The organism is Pseudomonas turukhanskensis, assembly GCF_027922365.1.
Lineage (GTDB): Bacteria > Pseudomonadota > Gammaproteobacteria > Pseudomonadales > Pseudomonadaceae > Aquipseudomonas > Aquipseudomonas turukhanskensis.
The window spans coordinates 108,809-127,817 of record NZ_BSFN01000008.1 but is presented as its reverse complement, the minus strand read 5'-3'; the positions used below and the strand labels follow the sequence as shown (position 1 = coordinate 127,817).

At 58.2% G+C, this 19,009-nt stretch carries 15 protein-coding genes; 8 read left to right on the top strand and 7 right to left on the bottom strand.

What is annotated here, in order from left to right; all coding sequences use genetic code 11:
* Positions 1 to 32: 32 nt before the first annotated feature.
* From PKE98_RS15270 to PKE98_RS15250, 5 genes are all read right to left on the bottom strand, one after another.
* Entirely contained in the window at positions 33 to 1,751 is a 1,719-nt protein-coding gene (locus tag PKE98_RS15270; protein ID WP_309298756.1) for a putative bifunctional diguanylate cyclase/phosphodiesterase, read from the bottom strand.
* Between the two features lie 452 nt (positions 1,752 to 2,203).
* Positions 2,204 to 3,574, bottom strand: a complete 1,371-nt coding sequence (locus tag PKE98_RS15265; protein ID WP_271196166.1) for a tyrosine-type recombinase/integrase — start codon at positions 3,572 to 3,574, stop codon at positions 2,204 to 2,206.
* Between the two features lie 375 nt (positions 3,575 to 3,949).
* Entirely contained in the window at positions 3,950 to 4,339 is a 390-nt protein-coding gene (locus tag PKE98_RS15260; protein WP_271196165.1) for a DUF1652 domain-containing protein, read from the bottom strand.
* On the bottom strand, positions 4,308 to 4,967 hold the full coding sequence (locus PKE98_RS15255; protein ID WP_271196164.1) for a DsbA family oxidoreductase: 660 nt from the start codon (positions 4,965 to 4,967) through the stop codon (positions 4,308 to 4,310). Before PKE98_RS15255 ends, PKE98_RS15260 begins: the two co-directional genes overlap by 32 nt.
* A gap of 120 nt (positions 4,968 to 5,087) precedes the next feature.
* Positions 5,088 to 6,020: a LysR family transcriptional regulator gene (locus PKE98_RS15250; RefSeq protein WP_271196163.1), complete on the bottom strand. Its 933-nt coding sequence runs from the start codon at positions 6,018 to 6,020 to the stop codon at positions 5,088 to 5,090.
* 198 nt (positions 6,021 to 6,218) lie between these two features.
* Here PKE98_RS15250 and PKE98_RS15245 point away from each other — a divergent pair, with 198 nt between their 5' ends.
* The 5 genes from PKE98_RS15245 to PKE98_RS15225 all read left to right on the top strand — a co-directional run bounded on the left by PKE98_RS15245 (position 6,219) and on the right by PKE98_RS15225 (position 11,366).
* A complete protein-coding gene (locus PKE98_RS15245) occupies positions 6,219 to 7,430 on the top strand; it encodes an MFS transporter (protein ID WP_271196162.1) in 1,212 nt (403 codons plus the stop codon).
* Positions 7,423 to 8,562 carry an FAD binding domain-containing protein gene (locus PKE98_RS15240; protein ID WP_271196161.1) on the top strand — a complete coding sequence of 380 codons (1,140 nt, stop codon included), beginning with the start codon at positions 7,423 to 7,425 and terminating at the stop codon, positions 8,560 to 8,562. Before PKE98_RS15245 ends, PKE98_RS15240 begins: the two co-directional genes overlap by 8 nt.
* Positions 8,563 to 8,800: 238 nt before the next feature.
* Positions 8,801 to 9,823, top strand: coding sequence for a branched-chain amino acid aminotransferase (locus PKE98_RS15235; protein ID WP_271196160.1), 1,023 nt, complete (start codon positions 8,801 to 8,803; stop codon positions 9,821 to 9,823).
* Between the two features lie 192 nt (positions 9,824 to 10,015).
* Positions 10,016 to 11,017, top strand: coding sequence for a TerC family protein (locus PKE98_RS15230; protein WP_271196159.1), 1,002 nt, complete (start codon positions 10,016 to 10,018; stop codon positions 11,015 to 11,017).
* A gap of 55 nt (positions 11,018 to 11,072) precedes the next feature.
* The gene (locus PKE98_RS15225; RefSeq protein ID WP_271196158.1) at positions 11,073 to 11,366 is read left to right on the top strand and encodes a hypothetical protein; all 294 of its coding nucleotides are present in this window, start codon (positions 11,073 to 11,075) and stop codon (positions 11,364 to 11,366) included.
* Between the two features lie 20 nt (positions 11,367 to 11,386).
* Here PKE98_RS15225 and PKE98_RS15220 read toward each other — a convergent pair whose 3' ends face one another.
* Positions 11,387 to 12,145, bottom strand: coding sequence for an EAL domain-containing protein (locus tag PKE98_RS15220; RefSeq protein WP_271196157.1), 759 nt, complete (start codon positions 12,143 to 12,145; stop codon positions 11,387 to 11,389).
* Between the two features lie 233 nt (positions 12,146 to 12,378).
* On the opposite strand from PKE98_RS15220, the gene PKE98_RS15215 reads away from it, so the two are divergent.
* Together PKE98_RS15215 and PKE98_RS15210 are read left to right on the top strand one after the other, a co-directional pair.
* The gene (locus tag PKE98_RS15215; protein ID WP_271196156.1) at positions 12,379 to 14,583 is read left to right on the top strand and encodes an OsmC domain/YcaO domain-containing protein; all 2,205 of its coding nucleotides are present in this window, start codon (positions 12,379 to 12,381) and stop codon (positions 14,581 to 14,583) included.
* Positions 14,584 to 14,588: 5 nt separating this feature from the next.
* Entirely contained in the window at positions 14,589 to 15,137 is a 549-nt protein-coding gene (locus tag PKE98_RS15210) for a histidine phosphatase family protein (RefSeq protein WP_271196155.1), read from the top strand.
* 153 nt (positions 15,138 to 15,290) lie between these two features.
* On the opposite strand, the gene metE is transcribed toward PKE98_RS15210, so the two are convergent.
* Positions 15,291 to 17,585, bottom strand: coding sequence for a 5-methyltetrahydropteroyltriglutamate--homocysteine S-methyltransferase (metE, locus tag PKE98_RS15205; protein ID WP_271196154.1), 2,295 nt, complete (start codon positions 17,583 to 17,585; stop codon positions 15,291 to 15,293).
* A gap of 232 nt (positions 17,586 to 17,817) precedes the next feature.
* Here metE and PKE98_RS15200 point away from each other — a divergent pair, with 232 nt between their 5' ends.
* Complete coding sequence (locus tag PKE98_RS15200; protein ID WP_271196250.1) at positions 17,818 to 18,942, top strand: Fic family protein; 1,125 nt, start codon at positions 17,818 to 17,820, stop codon at positions 18,940 to 18,942.
* Positions 18,943 to 19,009 lie beyond the last annotated feature (67 nt).

Here is a 19,009-nt window from a genome sequence, read left to right as displayed (position 1 = left end):
CTCATAAAAGCCCCCCAAATAACAACCAAAAACTATTTAAAACCAAACCCACCAGAATGAAGCAAGACAACAAACTCCTCATAAGCTATAGGTTTTGAATATAAATACCCCTGCATAATCCGGCAACCTAATGACTGTAAGGCAGATACCTGCTCCAGTGTTTCAACACCCTCAGCCACCAACTCCAACTCAAACGCTTGAGAAATCCTAACAATCGCATCAACGATTACAGCATCACTCTTATCAACCAACATGTCACGCACGAAACCTTGATCAATTTTTAAAACATCCAACGGGAAACTCTTAAGGTAAGTGAGGCTAGAATAACCCGTACCGAAATCATCGAGAGCAATTCGAACCCCCATAGTTCTTAGTGACGAAAGTAACTGCTGGGTTCGCTGTATATTCTTAGCAAGTACGCCTTCGGTAATCTCCAACTCAAGAAAACACGACTTAAGGCCTGATATCTGCAAAGAATCCTGCACCATCTGCAAGAATGACTCTTCCCGAAACTGCACAGCCGATATGTTGACGCTAACAATAATATTGGCGCCTTGATCTATAAGCGATTTAGCATCCAAACACGCTTGCTGCAACACATACTTCCCCAACGGAATGATCAAGCCGGTTTCTTCAGCTAATGGGATAAAATCTGCTGGCGAAATTAACTCATCATCCTCACCGCGCCAGCGCAACAAAGCTTCCATACCAACAATCTTGTTCTCATCAGCAATTACTTTTGCTTGATAAAAAACCTCAAAAACTCGTGCATCCAAGGCACTGCGCATGTGTTGTTCAAGCAGATGGCGCCCACGTGTAGACTGTTCAATATCTGCAGAAAAGAAACGATAGCGATTACGTCCATCGACTTTTGCTTGATACATTGCCGAATCAGCATGACGATATAATGATTCAGCATCATGAGCATCATCCGGATACAGGCTTATCCCGATGCTAACACTCAAGTCATAGCGACTCCCTTTAATTGAGAATGGTGAGTTAATCGCAACTAAAAGCCGCTCAGCAAAATCACCTACAGCGTCAAAACTGGCAATCTCGGGCAAAAGAACAACAAACTCATCGCCACCCTGCCTGCTCACTGTATCCAGACTTCTTGAAACCTCCTCTAAACGATCTGCAACATCCTTAAGCAAAGCATCGCCTACAGAATGGCCTAACGAATCATTGAGCAATTTGAAATTGTCCAAATCCAGCAAGAGCATAGCCACGCGAGTATTGTTGCGGCGCGCTTTCTGCAAAGCCTGCTCAGTTCGATCCTGAAGTAGCGCACGATTTGGGAGCCCTGTTAAAGCGTCATGATTGGCGAGTCTTTTAGCTGCTTCGTGCAGAGCAAGGTGAACCTTTATGTGCGCCCGAGCCACTTGAGCATTAAGTGGCTTATGAATGAAACCAATGCCGCCAGTCTCAAGCGCACGAAGTTCATTATCGACTTGAACGTGGGCCGTTACGAAAATTATGGCCGTATCACATAATTTGGGATCAGCTTTAAAAGCTTTACAGACAGTGAAGCCACTCATGCCATCAAGCTCAATGTCGAGCAGAACTAAATCAGGCTTGTGTTGATTCGCGAGGGCAAGCGCAGAAGGCCCATCACTAGCCAGATAGACATCTCCCAAATCGCGCACCATCTCACGCAAGACGAGAGCATCAATTTCCTGATCTTCGACAATAAGAATGGTAGGCCTAACGCCCATTCCTGATGTGCGGAGCTGCTGCCTTAAATCACTCAATTGCACTCCATGGCATTCTGCCTATCATTTATAGCGTTTCTCTCTAGAAACGACTGGCGGACTCTCATTAAAAATTTCAGAAAACACCACACAACGCAATCCTATGCCAGCATCGCTGCACGGCCTTGGTGCCCCTAAGGCAAGGAGGCCGGCTAAACAGTGCGGAGGTCAAAGCGTCACAGAGAAGCTAGCACGTAACGCTTCATTCTCAACTCTAGTAGATCGGTCGGTAATAGCGACTCCATCAGCCGCATGCAGCAACCGCATGAATGGGAAAGCAGACATTCGGGGTTCATGAAGCAGGAACGCCGGCAGCACCGCACCCGTCAACATTTAACCTGTAGATACACACTCCTGACCTAGAGACAGCTCAGGACAATGACGACTACACATTAACCAACAGCACGGAGCTAAGGCACCCGCTAGCCTGCACTCAGAACGTGGACTTATTCCTAATTGTCTTCACTAGACGGAACAGACTCCATGCGTCGCCCATAAAACTCCACCCAATCCACGTCACCAAACTCCTTCTGCAGCAACCCCTTCAGATAGGCATGCCACCCCTGGAGAGCCTCTGCCTTTTCTTCAAAGTAGGCATAGCGGTCATAAATCGCATCTACCGAAAGGTCCTTGTGGTTAAGAATGCGACTACGGACTTCCTTGCCCAGGCCGTGCTTGGACATGTGCGTGGTCGCCGTGCGTCGCAGGTCATGCACGGTTGGACGCGGATAGCCTTCGGCAACGCGCAGCAGGCTCTCTTCTTCGACCCGATCTGAATCCTTCACGTAGTCATCGTAGAAGCGACGCATCGCGCGGTTTAGCGAAGGCTGTGTCTGCGGTTTAGTGGGCCACCGCCCTGGAAACACATACTGCCCAGGACTGGGCAGCGCTTTACTATTCACCCAGCGCTCAGGGTCATGCGACATCACTTTCTGAACCTGTTGCTCGCGCAGATATTTCAAAATGCTCAACAAATCGTCCGAGAGCGGGATGGCAATGGGGTTGTTGTTCTTCTCGAACTTGCCACTGCGATCCCAGATCCGGTCTTCGAGATCAAAGTCGACCCAGCGCATGGCCACGATGCGCCCCGAGCGCTGCGCCAGCATCAAGCTCAGCAACAGAGCAAAGCGCGTGTTTTGAGTCAGCGAGGCGCCGGCCAACTGGTGCAAAAACCAAACCAGCTCGTGCCGATTGAGGCTGCGCTCCCGTGGCGTTTCCTTAGCTACTTTCTTGATCTGCACCAAGGGTGTGGCATCGAGAATCTCGCGCTCGACGCAGAAGTTGAACATCTTGCGGATCACGGCCAGCATACGGTTGGCCTGCACGGGGGCGGTCTTGGCCTTTTCATCGAGCAACGCCACCACCTGCTTGCGCCTGACATCACCAATTTTGGTTCTACCCAGGTGAGGCACAAACTCAGTGCGCAGCATGCGTTCATCCTCACGCCACGATTTCTTATTAGTCCGGGCCCATTCCAGATAGCTTTCAACGGCCTCCTCAAAAGTCGGACTCGTACGATACTCGACCAACTCGACAATCTTCTTCTGTCCCGGATCGATGCCCTGCTTAAGTAGTTCGACAGCCTGCGCGGCCTTGGCGCGTGCCTCAGCAAGCGACAAGTCAGGGTAGGTACCCAGCGTCAGGCGACGAGGATGGTTATGAAAGCTGTAGAGCAAGATGAAACTTTTGCATGTCTTGTTGACCCGCACGCCGAATGTGCCATGTCCGGGCATAGGGGGATCAAGGAGTTCGACACGGCCTTTTGCGGGATCATATTTGAGCCGTTTCAGGGTGTGTTCGTTCATGGCCGTGCGCGTCGTCATACCGAAATCCTGACCGTTTCTGGGGTAGGGTTAGGGTAGGGATTATAGCGCTCGGGGTAGGGCTGGGGTAGGGTTTTGACTAAATAGTAATCAATGCCTATATTCAGTCTTGAAAGCCAATAAATACGTTAAAAACCTTTATATTCAGGCATTTACAAATCGTCAATGCTGTTAGCTTTAACCAAATGACCTGTGAATAACATGACTTTGTCACTGACTTGTAATCAGTAGGTCCCGGGTTTGATTCCTGGTGCCGGCACCATATAAAAGAAAGGCCTTCGAGAAATCGAAGGCCTTTTTTGTTGGCTGGCGTTTAGAACTGCAGGTGGATCAAGGTTCGCCCTGCCCAAGCCGCTGCGTCTACGCGCGACCGATTCACTCATCCAACAACGAATCCCCCTTCTTCGGCACATGCACAAACTCTTGCGCGTGCATCTCTTCTTCAATCAGCTCGATGATTTCGGCCAGATCGTCATCGGTGGTGTCCGGCCCCCAGTTCAGGCCAGCGAGCACGGCGAAGTCTTCTCCGGTTTTCTTATCGAACACGCGGGCGGTCATCGATGCGGGGGAATCCAAACCGGCCTCAAAGCCCATGGGATAGAAATATTCCTTCAGGCGCGCGCACGCATAGGGAAACGTCATCCTGGCCACAGGCACTCCTTGCTTGAACAGATTGAGGGTTGAATAGATTGAGTGCCAAGCATAGGCCAGCCGGCGCATGGCGGCTTGTGTTTCATGCTGGCTGGCAGCGACGTAACACTTCAAGCATCACGTCCACCGGCTGCGCACCGCTGATTACCTGCTCACCAATATGAATGCTTGGCACCGAGCGAATGCCGGCGACTCTGAAGGTGGCTTCGAGCGCCAGCACCTCGGCGCGGCCTTCACTGGAAACAAGAAAGCTAAGGGCGTCGAGCCGGTCCAGCCCCGTCTCGCCAGCAATGTCGGCGAGCACATTGATATCGCCGATATCCTGCCCTTGCGCGAAGTAGGCGTTGAAGAGGGCGCGAACCAACGGCACGGTATTTCTGCCGGCGTGTTGTTCGCGCCACACCAACCGGTGGGCGGCAAGGGTGTTCGGAGTTTTCTTCACGCGGTCGTAGGCAAAGTTCAGCCCCACGGCGCGCCCCGCTTCAGCCACCTGCGCGTCCAGCGCCTGGCTATGGGCCCAGCTGCCGAACTTGGCCGAGCGATACGCTTTGCGGTCCATGCCCGCTGCTGGCATGTGCGGGTTTAATTGGTAGGGCACAAAGATGATTCGGCGGTCGTCACGCCGCTCGGTCGCCGCCAGCGCACGCTGCAGATTTTCTTCGCCGATCCAGCACCAGGGGCAGATGAAGTCGGAAACTATCTGGATGAATGAGTCATCGCCGGTGGCCAAATGTTCGCTCATGGCTTTCTCCATGGTTAAAGGGTGTTCACACCAGCACGGTAGGCATCGCCGGGTTTTCGTAGAAGCCGTTGGCGGCGCAACGTTGCGTTGCGCAAAAGGCAACGCCCCGCTCAGCTCAGCTCAGCTCAGCTCAGCCGCACACGGGGGTGGCGCCTCGGGCTCAAGCAGTTCGGTAAGAAAATCGATAAACGCATTTACCCGTTTCGAGCCCCGATGATTGGGCAGGTACAGCGCCGAAATGACCGAACTGGTGCTGTTGGGGTTGATGGCATATGGCCCGAACAGGCGAGTCAACCGGCCGCTGCGAATGTCATCGTCGGCCAGCCAATCGGGTAACAGGCAAATACCACCGCCAGCCAGGGCGACGTCGCGCAGCACTTCGATGTTGTTGCTTTTGAAGCGCCCCTGCACCGGTACGCGCAACTCCTCTTCGCCTTTGAGAAAGGTCCAGACCTGCTGTTTCTCGCCATAGCTGAAGCGCAGGCACTCGTGCTGCAAAAGGTCTGTCGGCTGCTCGGGAAAACCGCATGTATCCAGGTAATCGGCGCTGGCGACCGCGTAGCGTTGAAACGTGCCGAGCGGGCGACTGACCACATCGTCCATCGGCGCCGCCGAGCCCAGGCGGATGGCCAGGTCTACTCGCTCGCCCAGAAGCTCGACGATGGAGTCGCTCAAGGTCATATCGAGAACAAGCTTCGGATAGCGCTGCAACAGTGCGGCAATGTGCGGCGCGATCAGGCGGCTGCCAAACGTCACCGGCACGGAAATGCGCAACTGCCCGGCCGGGGCTTCGCCACGATCAAAGACCGACGCATCGGCGTCTGCCACCGCGTCCAGTACATCACGCGCTTTGCGGTAGTAGGCGGCGCCGGCGTCGGACAGGGTGATCTGACGCGTGGAGCGGTTGAGCAGCACCGTGCCCAGTTCGGCTTCCAGGCTGTCGATCATCCGCGTAACTGACGAAGTAGCCAGGCCCAGCGCCCGCGCGGCTGAAGAAAAACCCTTGGAGTCCACGGCCTGAATAAACATCTTCATTGCCAGCAGCTTGTCCATGCTGTGCGCCTGCATTGTAGGAAGGAGTGAACGTTACAACACTGCACCTCGGCGGTCTTTAGTTGCGGGTATTTCAGCCCTAACCACCACGGCAGCCGTTGCGCAAAACGCAATGCGACGTTGCGCCAGCGTCATATTTTCTCCTCAGCCCGGCGCCCCTATCTTCGTGACCGTCCAACGGTTCTCGGAGTCACTCGCATGAAAGGCAACGCCACTCAACAAACAGCGCTGACCAGCGGCCTCGTGCTGCTCTTTGCGTTTTGCTGCGGCGCCATCGTCGCCAATATCTATTACGCACAACCGATCATCGACATGATCGCCCCTGATATCGGCCTGTCGAGCAGCAGCGCCAGCCTGATCGTCTCGCTCACCCAGATTGGCTACGCCCTCGGGCTGCTGTTTCTGGTGCCGCTGGCTGATCTGCTGGAGAACCGTCGGCTGATGATGGCGACCCTGGCCGTAAGCGCCCTCAGCCTGGCCGCGGCGGGTTTGACTGAACATGCGACGGCGTTTTTTGTCGTCTCGGCGCTGATCGGCTTCAGCTCGGTTTCCGTGCAGATGCTGATTCCGCTGGCCGCCCACCTTGCGCCGGATGCCACCCGTGGGCGAGTGGTGGGTTCGATCATGGGCGGACTGTTACTCGGCATTCTGCTGGCACGACCGCTCTCCAGTCTGGCAGCCGACCACTTCGGCTGGCGCGCGGTGTTTTTCGCAGCAGGCGCACTGATGCTGGTAATCATCGTGGTGGTCAGGTTCACCTTGCCGGAGCGCCAACCGGCGCATAAGGCCTCCTACCTGCAGCTGCTGGTGTCGCTGGAGCGCCTGTTTCGCACAGAAAACGTGCTGCGCCGGCGCTCGATCTATCAGGCCTTGATGTTTGCGGCGTTCAGCCTGTTCTGGACCGCCGTGCCGCTGGAGCTGACCCGCGAGCTGCATCTGTCCCAAAGCCAGATCGCGCTTTTCGCCTTGATGGGCGCCATGGGTGCAATAGCGGCGCCGATTGCCGGACGCCTGGCCGATGCCGGCCATACCCATCGCGCCTCTTGGCTGGCCATGACGCTGGCGGTGCTGAGTTTTTCCAGCATCTGGGTGTTGCCCGGTCATCGCCTCGTTGCCTTGGCGCTAACCGCCGTGCTCTTGGACTTCGCCGTGCAGATGAACATGGTGCTGGGCCAACGCGAGGTCTATGCCCTGAACCCTGCCGAGCGCGCCCGGCTGAACGCGCTCTATATGACCAGCATCTTTATCGGCGGCGCGGCCGGCTCCATAGGCGCCAGCTGGCTCTATGATCACGGCGGCTGGAGCCTGATCGCCGGTGTTGGAATGACCCTGCCGGCCGTGGCGCTGGCCGCGTTCTGGCTACACACCAAAGCGAAGAAAACCGCCGCACTGGGGGTTGAACATGTCTGAACAGCGCCGCGGCACCGCATTGATCATCGGCGGGTCGCTGGGCGGCCTGTTTACCGCCACCGCGTTGCGCGCCGTCGGTTGGCAGGTCGAGGTTTTCGAACGCTCGCCGGCTACCCTCGATAGCCGTGGCGGCGGCATCGTGCTGCAGCATGAAGTGCTGCAAGCGTTCAAGTTTGCCGGCATCAACCCCGGCACCGCGCTGGGTGTTCGTTCCATCAATAGAACCTATCTGAACCGCGATGGCGGCGTGCAACACCAGCACTACGCCCCACAAACGCAGACATCGTGGAACACCCTGTACCAGCATCTGCTCAACGCCTTGCCTGAAGCGCACTATCACCGCGGCAAAAAACTGGTGGGGCTGAGTCAGGATGAGCAGGGCGTGATGGCGCGCTTTGAAGATGGCACCAGCGCTGCTGGCGACATCATTATCGGCGCCGACGGCGGTGGCTCGACCGTTCGCCGTCTTTTGCTTCCTGGTGTCACGCCCACCTACTCAGGGTATGTGGTGTGGCGCGGCCTGGTGAACGAAACGGCGATTAGCGCCGCGACCGCCGACGCACTGTGCGACGACTTCGTTTTTCAGCAGGACCCTGAATCCTTGATGCTGGAATACAAGGTGCCCGGCATTGACGGTGCAACCGCTGTCGGTGCGCGCCGCCATAACTGGCTGTGGTACCTGAAGGCCGCGGCGGGCGCGCCACTGGATGCGCTGCTTACCGACAACACCGGCCGCCGCCGTGAACACTCCATTCCCCCGGGCGCGCTAAGCGCCCAGCAGGACCGAGCGTTTCGCCGTTTGGCCGAAGTGCGCTTGAACCCAGCGTTTCTCGAACTGGTGCAGCAAACCGACGAGATTTTTGTGCAGTCCATTCTGGACCTCAGGGTTCCACGCATGGTGTTCGACCGGGTGATGCTGGTGGGCGATGCAGCCTTTATTCCCCGCCCGCACACCGCCGGCAGTACCGCAAAAGCGGCAACCGATGCGCTAACCCTGGCCAAGGTGCTGAGCGCCCCTGGCGACCTGAAGCAAGGCTTGAGGGATTGGGAGCGACAGCAGTTGAGCGAGGGCAATGCGATGAGCGATTGGGGGATTGATATAGGGAATCGCATCATGGGCATGCAGCGGTAGGCAGGCAAAGCCTGGGGGCAGCGCTACCGCCAGGCGTTCCCGTTCTGCTGAGTGGTCCGCATGCGAGGCTTTCTTTTTCCGCCCGGACAGATTCCAATGGGCGTCCATGGCCAGGTTCTTCGGCGCAGGTGCGCCACTCAGGCATAGGCGCTGACGCCGTTTGCGGCGCTACAGTAGAAGCCCCCTGAAAAACCGGCTGCCAGTTACCGACTTATCGTAACCACCCAACGAGATCATCATGGGCCAATCCACTAGCATCGACTGGAGCACACTGGGCTTCAGCTACGTAAAGACCGACTTCCGTTACCTGTCGCACTGGCGTGATGGCCAGTGGGATAGCGGCACCCTGACCGAAGACGCCACCCTGCACATCAGCGAAGGCTCCACTGCCCTGCATTACGGCCAACAGTGCTTTGAAGGCCTGAAGGCTTATCGCTGCAAAGACGGTTCGATCAACCTGTTCCGCCCCGACCAGAACGCCCTGCGCATGCAGCGCAGCTGCGGCCGTCTGCTGATGCCGCAGGTGTCCAGCGAGCAGTTCATCGAAGCGTGCCGTCAGGTGGTCAAGGCCAACGAGCGCTTCATTCCGCCATACGGCTCCGGCGGCGCGCTGTACCTGCGTCCGTTCGTGATCGGCGTGGGCGAGAACATTGGCGTGCGCACTGCGCCGGAATTTATCTTCAGCGTGTTCTGCATCCCGGTCGGCGCTTATTTCAAGGGCGGCATGACCCCGCACAACTTCGTGATTTCCGGCTATGACCGCGCGGCCCCCAACGGCACCGGTGCCGCCAAGGTCGGTGGCAACTACGCCGCCAGCCTGATGCCAGGCGCACAAGCCAAAGAACAAGGCTTTGCCGACTGTATCTACCTGGACCCGTCCAGCCACAGCAAGATCGAGGAAGTGGGCTCGGCCAACTTCTTCGCCATCACCCGCGACGACGAATTCGTCACGCCGCGCTCGTCATCGGTACTGCCGGGTATCACCCGTCTGTCGCTGATGGAATTGGCGCGCGATCGTCTGAACCTCAAGGTCAGCGAAGGCGATGTACGCATCGACGAGCTGGACCGCTTCAAAGAAGCCGGCGCCTGCGGCACCGCAGCGGTAATCACGCCGATCGGCGGCATCAAGTTCGGCGACACGCTGCACGTGTTCCATAGCGAGACCGAAGCCGGCCCGGTTGTTAAGCGCCTGTATCGCGAGCTGACCGGCATTCAGTGCGGCGACATCGAAGCGCCTGCTGGCTGGATCGTAAAAGTGTGATCCCGCGGTGGCCCCGGCGCTGGCTATTGCCACGTCAGGGCCGCCACGCTGAGACACTTTGCAACGAGTAAACCCTTGAGTGCCCGGCTTCGCCTGATAAATTGTCGCGGCGACGCCGGGCCCCTCTGACAGCTTTTTTAAAGCTGCCATGTCGGAGTTGCAGTTTGTACAACTCGACTTAGGAGGGGCCTCATGAGCACCCTGGAACCGTTTTTTCTTGCCGAATTCCTCGGCACTGCCACCTGGTTGTGGCTTGTCTTCCTTTCCATTGTTATCAGCCTGCTGGTCTTCGACCTCGGGGTGCTTCACCGTGAGCATCGCGAAATCGGGGTGAAGGAAAGTTTGCTGCTTTCGGCTGGCTATATCACCGCCGGCCTTCTGTTCGGCCTGTGGGTCTGGCAGGTTAAGGGCGGCGACGCCGGCATGGATTACTACACCGGCTTTCTGATCGAAAAATCGTTGTCGATGGACAACGTGTTTCTGATGGCGATGATCTTCAGCTTCCTGGCCATCCCGCGTAAGTACCAGCACGAGGTGCTGTTCTGGGGCATTCTCGGGGTGATTGTGCTGCGGGCGTTGATGATCGGCCTGGGTGCGGCGCTGATCGCCGAGTTCAGCTGGATTCTCTACGTGTTTGGCGCGTTCTTGCTGTTCACCGGCGTAAAGATGCTGTTCAGCAAGGTAGACGATCACCCGGACCTGGCGCAGAACCCACTGGTGAAATTTTTGCGCCGCCGTATGCGCGTTACCGACCGTCTGCACGAAGGCCGTTTTTTTGTGCGTCAGCCCAATGCTGATGGCCGTACCGTGCTTTGGGCCACGCCGCTGCTTCTGGCATTGGTGTTGATCGAGTGTGCTGACCTGGTGTTCGCCGTAGACAGCGTGCCGGCGATTTTCGCCATCACTCAGGACCCATTTATCGTCTACACCTCGAACATCTTCGCCATCCTTGGCCTGCGTGCCTTGTACTTCGCCCTGGCGGCGATGATTCACCGTTTCGCTTACCTCAAATACGCCCTGGCCCTGGTGCTGGTATTTATCGGCTGCAAGATATTCCTGGTTGGCATCATCGGTAAAACCCCGCCGGTAATTTCGCTGAGCGTCACCGTGGGCCTGCTACTCGGTGGCGTGCTGCTGTCGATGTGGAAGACCCGCCACGACGCACCCGCCACTAGCCAATCCGACCCACGTTGAACAGCCGGCCGCCCCGGAGCTACCGGGGCGGTCGCCACCGCAGGAGATACCTCCCATGAAGAAACCCCTCATTGCTGCCTTTACACTCGTGACCCTGGTTGGCTTGAGCGGCTGCGACCTTGCGCAAGACTCCGCAGAAAAACTCTCTGACAAGGCCACCGCGGCGGCACAGGAGCTAGCCACGGAAGCGATTGGCGAAACCGTAACAGCGCTGAACGAGCAGATCGATAAAGCGCAGAAATCGGCCAATGAATTACTGGGCAAGCCAGCCGAGCAGAAAGACGATGCCCCCGCAAAACCCGATTCGCAGGCACCAATGGTTTTACCGGCTGAAGGCGTAGAAACGTAACCCGCGTTGGGCCCGCACCGTCAGAGCGTCGGCCAGTCCACCGCCGGCAGGGCCTCAAACGCAGGGCGGGCAAACAGATAGCCTTGAAACAGATTGATGCCCAGCCCGTGCAGGTGGCGCAGCTCACCCACCGACTCGATCCCCTCGGCAATCACTTCGATATCAAGCGCCCGGCACACGCCCAGAATGCCCTGCACAATCGCCTGGCGCACGGTATGGGTGTCGATATCGCGCACCAACGCCATATCCAGTTTGATGATGTCCGGCTGAAATTCGGCCAGCAGGTTCAGCCCCGCATAACCGGCGCCGAAGTCGTCGATGGCGGTGCGGAATTGATGCTTGTGGTACTCGTCAATGATGTCTTTGAGGTGCTGCTTGTCCTGTAGCTCCTCGCCCTCGGTCAGCTCGAAAATGATGCGCTGGGTTGGGAAGTTGAAGCGGCGTGCGGCATCCAGCGTGGCGCGGATACAAGTGGCCGCTTTGTATACGGCGTTGGGCAGAAAATTGATGCTCAGCAGACAGGGTATTTGCAGCCGGCTGGCCAGCTCTACGGCCTTTACCCGACACGCCTGGTCGAACGCATAACGATTCTGGTCGTTAACCCGCCCCAAAACCGACGCCGCACCGCTGCCATCGGTACCGCGCACCAGCGCTTCATAGGCATATAAACTGCGGTCGCGGATATCGACGATAGGCTGAAAGGCCATGCTGAAATCGAATTCAAGGGCAGCGCCGTACTGACAGGCTGCACAAGTAGGCTTGGGAGGCAGTTCGCTCATGGCAGAGTAATCCGTGGAAGTAGTAGAACGTTCGGCAATGCGATCCGGCTTTCATTCTCAGGTTGGCCTTAGACGCTATCAGACGCAAGAAGTTGATTTGCATAGCCGGTTATGGGGGCCTGACTTTGAACGATGAGCGCCGGCAGACCCGGCCCGTGTACGCGCCACGCCCCATTGCCGCTGAAATCCCGGATAATGGCCGCCAATTCAGCTTGCGCGCTTGTGGTAATCCCATGGAAATCAAGGTCAATTTTCTCGACAACCTCCGACTTGAAGCCAAGTTCGATGACTTCACGGTGGTGGCTGACCAGCCCATTCGCTACAAGGGCGATGGCTCGGCTCCCGGGCCGTTCGATTACTTTCTGGCGTCGTCGGCGCTGTGTGCGGCGTACTTTGTAAAGCTGTACTGCCAGACGCGCGACATCCCCACCGAGAACATTCGCCTCTCGCAAAACAACATTGTCGATCCGGAAAACCGCTACCAGCAAATCTTCAAGATTCAGGTCGAGTTGCCGGCGGATATTTCGCCCAAGGACCGCCAAGGCATCCTGCGTTCCATCGACCGCTGCACCGTGAAGAAGGTGGTGCAGGCCGGCCCCGAGTTCGTGATCGAGGAAGTAGACAACCTGGACGCAGACGCCCAGGCCTTGTTGATGCTGGATTCAGACACCAGCACCAGCACCTTTATCGCCGGCAAGGACCTGCCGCTGGAGCAGACCATCGCCACCATGTCCGGCATTCTGGCTGGCCTGGGCATGAAGATTGAGGTCGCTTCGTGGCGCAATATCGTGCCCAACGTGTGGTCGCTGCATATCCGCGATGCGCAATCGCCGATGTGTTTTACCAACGGCAAAGGCGCGACCAAAGAAGGCGCCCTGGCTTCGGCCCTGGGCGAATTTATCGAGCGGCTGAACTGCAACTTCTTCTACAACGATCAATTCTGGGGCGAAGACATCGCCAATGCGCCCTTCGTGCATTACCCGGACGAGCGCTGGTTCAAGCCGGGCCCCAATGACGAACTGCCCGCTGAAATTCTCGACGCCTATTGCCTGAAGGTTTTCAACCGCGAGGGCGAGCTACGCGGCTCGCACCTGTACGACACCAACTCCGGCAACACCCAGCGCGGCATCGTTTCGCTACCGTTTGTGCGCCAGTCCGATGGCGAGGTGGTGTACTTCCCCTCCAACCTGATCGAAAACCTGTACCTCAGCAACGGTATGAGCGCCGGCAACACCTTGGCCGAAGCGCAGGTGCAGTGCCTGTCGGAAATCTTCGAGCGGGCGGTAAAACGCGAAATCCTCGAAGGCGAAATGGCCTTGCCGGATGTACCGCAGCACGTGCTGGAGAAATACCCGAGCATTCTGGCCGGCATCAAGGGCCTGGAAGAGCAAGGCTTTCCGGTGCTGGTCAAGGACGCCTCGCTCGGTGGTGAATTCCCGGTGATGTGCGTTACGCTGATGAACCCGCGTACCGGCGGCGTGTTCGCCTCGTTCGGCGCCCACCCAAGCTTCGAAGTGGCGCTGGAACGCAGCCTCACCGAGCTGTTGCAGGGTCGCAGTTTTGAAGGCCTGAATGATCTTCCGCAGCCGACGTTCTCCGGCCACGCGGTGACCGAGCCCAACAATTTCGTCGAGCACTTTATCGACTCCAGCGGCGTTGTGTCGTGGCGCTTTTTCAGTGCCCAGTCCGAGTACGAATTTGTGGAATGGGATTTCTCCGGCCAGGGCGAAGACTCCAACAGCGACGAAGCTGCCACCCTGTTCGGCATTCTCGAAGGCATGGGCAAAGAAGCCTATATGGCCGTGTACGAACACCTCGGCGCCACCGGCTGCCGCATCCTGGTGCCGGGGTATTCGGAAATCTATCCGGTGGAAGACCTTATCTGGGACAACACCAACAAAGCCCTGCATTTTCGCGCCGACATCCTCAATTTGCACAGCCTGAGCAAGGTCGGCCTGCGCAACCTGGTCAAGGGGCTGGAACACAGCGAGCTGGATGACTACACCGAAATCAAGACCCTGATCGGCATCGAGTTCGACGACAACACGGCCTGGGGCCAACTGACGATTCTCGAGCTGAAACTGCTGATCTACCTTGCCCTGCAAAAGTACGATCAAGCCAAGGACCTGGTGGAAGCCTTTCTGCAATACAACGACAACACCGTCGAGCGCGGTCTGTTTTATCAGGCCGTGAACGTGGTGCTGGAAATGCAGCTGGACGAGGACTTGGAGCTGGCCGATTACGAAGTCAACTTCCGCAAGATGTTCGGCAACGAGCGCATGGATGCGGCCATTGGTTCGGTAGACGGCACGGTACGCTTCTATGGCTTGACGCCGACCAGCATGAAACTCGAAGGCCTGGATCGACACCTGCGCTTGATCGACAGCTTAAAAAAACTGCACACGGCGCGGGCGAACGTCAGCGCCCACGGCGAGTAACCACGATGCAAGCCACGCGAATCACCCTGATCGCCCACGCCCGAACGCCCGCGCAAAAGCTTGGACGGTTGGCGGACGATGAAGCGATAGAAGCGGTGGCGCCGGAGTTGGTCAGCGCGTTGTTGTTACGCGCCGGCGATCACCAGGGTGTGTGGTGCGGCTTCGAACTGCGTAGCCGGCAGACAGCCGCGTTGCTGACGAGCAACGCCGTTTTGGAGCCGGCACTGGCTGATTGCGATCTGGGTGACTGGCGCGGGCTGAGCCTGAAAACCCTGCAAGAACAGCAAGCGGAGGCGCTGGAGCAATGGCTGAGCAACAGCGGCGCAGCGCCCCATGGCGGCGAGTCGCTAGACGCGGTGCGCGCGCGGGTGGGGGCATGGCTCGACGGCTTTCGCACGCCTGGGCATTGGCTGGCGGTTACTCACCCCTTTGTGATTCGCGCGGCCCTGGCCCATGTGCTGGAGTGCTCGATGGCCAGCGCTCAGCGGATTGATGTCGAGCCGCTGGCGATGGTGGAATTGAGCTACTACGGCAAGTGGCGATTACGGGTGTAGCCACGGCGTTTAGCTGTGCTTCGGTGCGACCTGGGATGAATCGTTGTTGATCTCGTAGGATGTGCTCTGCGCACCATTGCGATCTGGCATGAATCGCTCGGTGCGCGGAGCACACCCTACCAAGGCAGGACGTCCAGGCCGTTGCATCGCGGCCTATACCGCTGAAATTTCCACCCGCAGCGTGCGCGCTGCCGCCACCATGTTCACCAGCGCCGCTTCCGTCTCCGGCCAACTGCGCGTCTTCAATCCGCAATCGGGGTTTACCCACAACCGACTGGCCGGCACACGCTGCGCCGCCTTGCGCAGTAGATTGGCCATCTCGTCACTGCTGGGCACACGCGGCGAGTGGATGTCGTAAACGCCCGGGCCGATCTCGTTCGGATAGGCGAAGGCTTCGAAGGCATCCAGCAATTCCATGTCCGAGCGCGAGGTTTCGATGGTGATCACATCGGCATCCATCTCGGCGATGGCCTTGATCACGTCGTTGAACTCGCTGTAGCACATGTGGGTATGAATCTGGGTTTCATCCCGAACGCCCGAGGCGCTCAGGCGGAATGACTCGGTGGCCCAGGCCAGGTAGTGCTGCCATTGCTCCTTGCGCAGCGGCAGGCCTTCGCGGAACGCCGCTTCGTCGATCTGCACGACCTTGATGCCGGCGGCTTCCAGCTCCACCACTTCGTCACGAATAGCGAGCGCCAACTGCCGGGCCTGCACTTCGCGGCTCACATCTTCGCGTGCAAACGACCACATCAGCATGGTGACCGGGCCGGTCAGCATGCCTTTCATGATTTTCGTGGTCAGGCCCTGGGCGTAGTGAATCCAGTCGACGGTCATGGCGTGCGGACGGCTCAGGTCACCGTAGATCACCGCCGGTTTTACGCAGCGCGAACCGTAGCTCTGCACCCAGCCAAAACGGGTAAACACGTAGCCGTCCAGTTGCTCGGCAAAGTACTCGACCATGTCGTTGCGCTCGGCTTCACCATGTACCAGCACGTCGAGCCCGAGTTTTTCCTGCACATCCACGGCGTGCCGAATTTCGCTGTACATGGCCTCGGTGTACTCGGCCAGGCTCAGCTTGCCTTGCTTGTACGACTGGCGGGCCAGACGAATTGAAGTGGTCTGCGGAAAAGAACCGATGGTGGTGGTCGGAAAACGCGGCAGGTCGAGAACGGCACGTTGCTTCTCGGCACGCACGGGAAATGGCGACAGTCGTTTACTGTCCTGCGGCCCCACAGCCGCCAGACGCGCCTGCACCGCCGGTTTGTGAATACGCGGCGAGGTGGCGCGGCTTTTCTGTACGGCATTGCTCGCGGCCAGCGCTTCGAGCACGTCGGGGGCATCAGGCGCGGTGACGCCACGGGCCAGAATGGCCACCTCCTCACACTTTTGCACAGCAAAGGCCAGCCAGCTTTTCAGCTCGGCATCCAGCCTGTCTTCACGGGCCAGGTCCACCGGGCTGTGCAGCAGCGAGCACGACGGCGCCACCCACAGGCGCTCACCCAGTCGCTCCTGGGCATACCGCAGCAGGCCAAGTGCCTTGTCGAGGTCGCAGCGCCAGACATTACGGCCGTTGACCACGCCGAGCGACAGAATCTTGTACGCCGGCAGGCGATCGAGAATGGTGGGGAACTGCTCGGGGGCGCGCACCAGGTCGATATGCAAGCCGTCGACGGGTAGGTTGGCCGCAAGCCCGAGGTTGTCTTCCAAACCACCAAAATAGGTAGCGACCAACTTCTTCAGCGGCTCGCTTTGCAGCAGGTTGTAAGCGCGCTCGTAGGCGTTCTTCCAGTCTTGCGGCAGGTCCAGCACCAGAATCGGCTCGTCGATCTGCACCCACTCCACACCCTGGGCGGCGAGGCGCTGGAAGATCTGGCCGTAAAGCGGCAGCAGGCGTTCCAGCAGGTCCAACTTGTCGAAGTCGGCGCCTTTGGTTTTGCCCAGCCACAGGTAAGTGAGCGGGCCGATCACCACCGGCTTGACGTTATGGCCCAGTGCCTTGGCTTCGGCCACTTCTTCAAATAGCTGCTCCCAGCTCAGCGTGAATTGCTGATCAGCGGAAAACTCCGGCACCAGGTAGTGGTAGTTGGTATCGAACCACTTGGTCATTTCCTGGGCATGGGCGCCACCACAGCAGCTGTCGCTTACCCCGCGGGCCATGGCGAACAGGGTGTGCAGGCTCGGCTTGCCATCGTGTGGGCGGAAACGCTCGGGCACCACACCGAAGGTCAGCGAGTGGGTGAGCACCTGGTCGTACCAGGCGAAGTCGCCCACCGGCAGTAGCTCGATGCCCGCGTCTTTTTGCACCTGCCAATGCCGAGCACGCAATGCGCTGCCAACGGCGCGCAGGCCTGCTTCATCAAGCTCACCTTTCCAGAAGGCTTCTTGCGCTTTTTTCAGCTCACGGTCGCGGCCGATACGGGGAAAACCGAGGGTGTGGGCCAATGCCATTTGGGGGGTGTGCTCCAATGAAAATTCAAGGCGCACATCTCACCACCACAGCCATAGTGAGACAAATTCAATATTTTCTTGATTATCACAAGATCCACTCATGTTTAAACACCAATAACCCTATGCGCCGCGGATTAGCTTGTAATTCCCCGTGAGCCGAATAAGCTATCTATTCGGCTCACAAAATGAGCCGAATACAGGTTTTAATCGGCTCACGAGTGTATTGACCATGGTGTTTCAGCAGTGGATTTGGCAGCAGCAGGCTTGGCCGACCTTCACGTGGCAAACAGATCGCCTCGCTGATTTGCTGCGCCAATGCACCGGCAGCCAGGGGCAACTGCTCGGAAAAATGGGCGCCATAAACGAAGAGCTCAACGCGCAAAGCATGCTCGACACCCTGCTGCAAAACATCATTACCTCATCGGCCATCGAAGGCGAAGCGCTGAATGCCAGCTCGGTACGGTCTTCCCTGGCCCGCCGACTGGGTGTCGATGAACCTCAGGGCAATCATCCGACCGCGCGCAGCGAGGGCCTGGCTGAGCTGATGCTGGATGCCACCAGGCACTATGCGCAGCCGTTAAGCCTCGACCGCTTGTTGCAATGGCACCGTTTGTTGTTTCCGGAACCCGGCCCCCGTCTTTCAACGCATCAACTGCGTGTAGGCGAGCTACGTGGCGAGGAGCCGATGCACGTGGTTTCCGGCAGACTGGACCGTCCGGTGGTGCACTTCGAAGCTCCCCCGCGCGCCGGCCTGGAGCAACAGCTGAGCGTCTTCATCGATTGGTTCAACGGCCCCTCGCGCGAGCTGGACCCTCTGCTACGCGCAGGTATCGCTCACCTCTGGTTCGTCACCTTGCACCCGTTTGACGACGGTAACGGCCGCCTGACCCGCGCCCTTACCGACCTGGCGCTGGCCCAGGGCGAGCACCAGGCCATTCGCTTCTATGCCATGTCGGCGAGCATCCTCGATAACCGCCAGGGCTATTACCAGATTCTCGAGAGCACGCAGAAAGGCACGCTGGACATCACCGAGTGGCTGGCGTGGTTTCTGCAAACGTTGCTGGCGTCCATCGTTCATGCACTGACCACGATCGACCGTGTACTCGGCAAAACCCGCTTCTGGCAAACGCATCGGGCGACCGCCCTTTCTGCCGAGCAATTGAAGGTAATCAATCGACTGCTGGAGGGTGGTGAGAAAGGTTTCGAAAGCGGCATCAACGCCGCCCAATACCAGGCCGTAGCCAAAGTGAGTAAAGCGACAGCAACCAGACACCTGGCCGACCTGCTCGAAAAGGGCGTGCTGGAACGCCTGCCGGGCGGCGGGCGCAGCACGCGCTATCAGCTAACCATCGGCTAAGCACTCGCCGTCGGACGACCACTTCGCTACCCGGCAATGCGCTTGCGGCATTGCTAACCTGAAACCG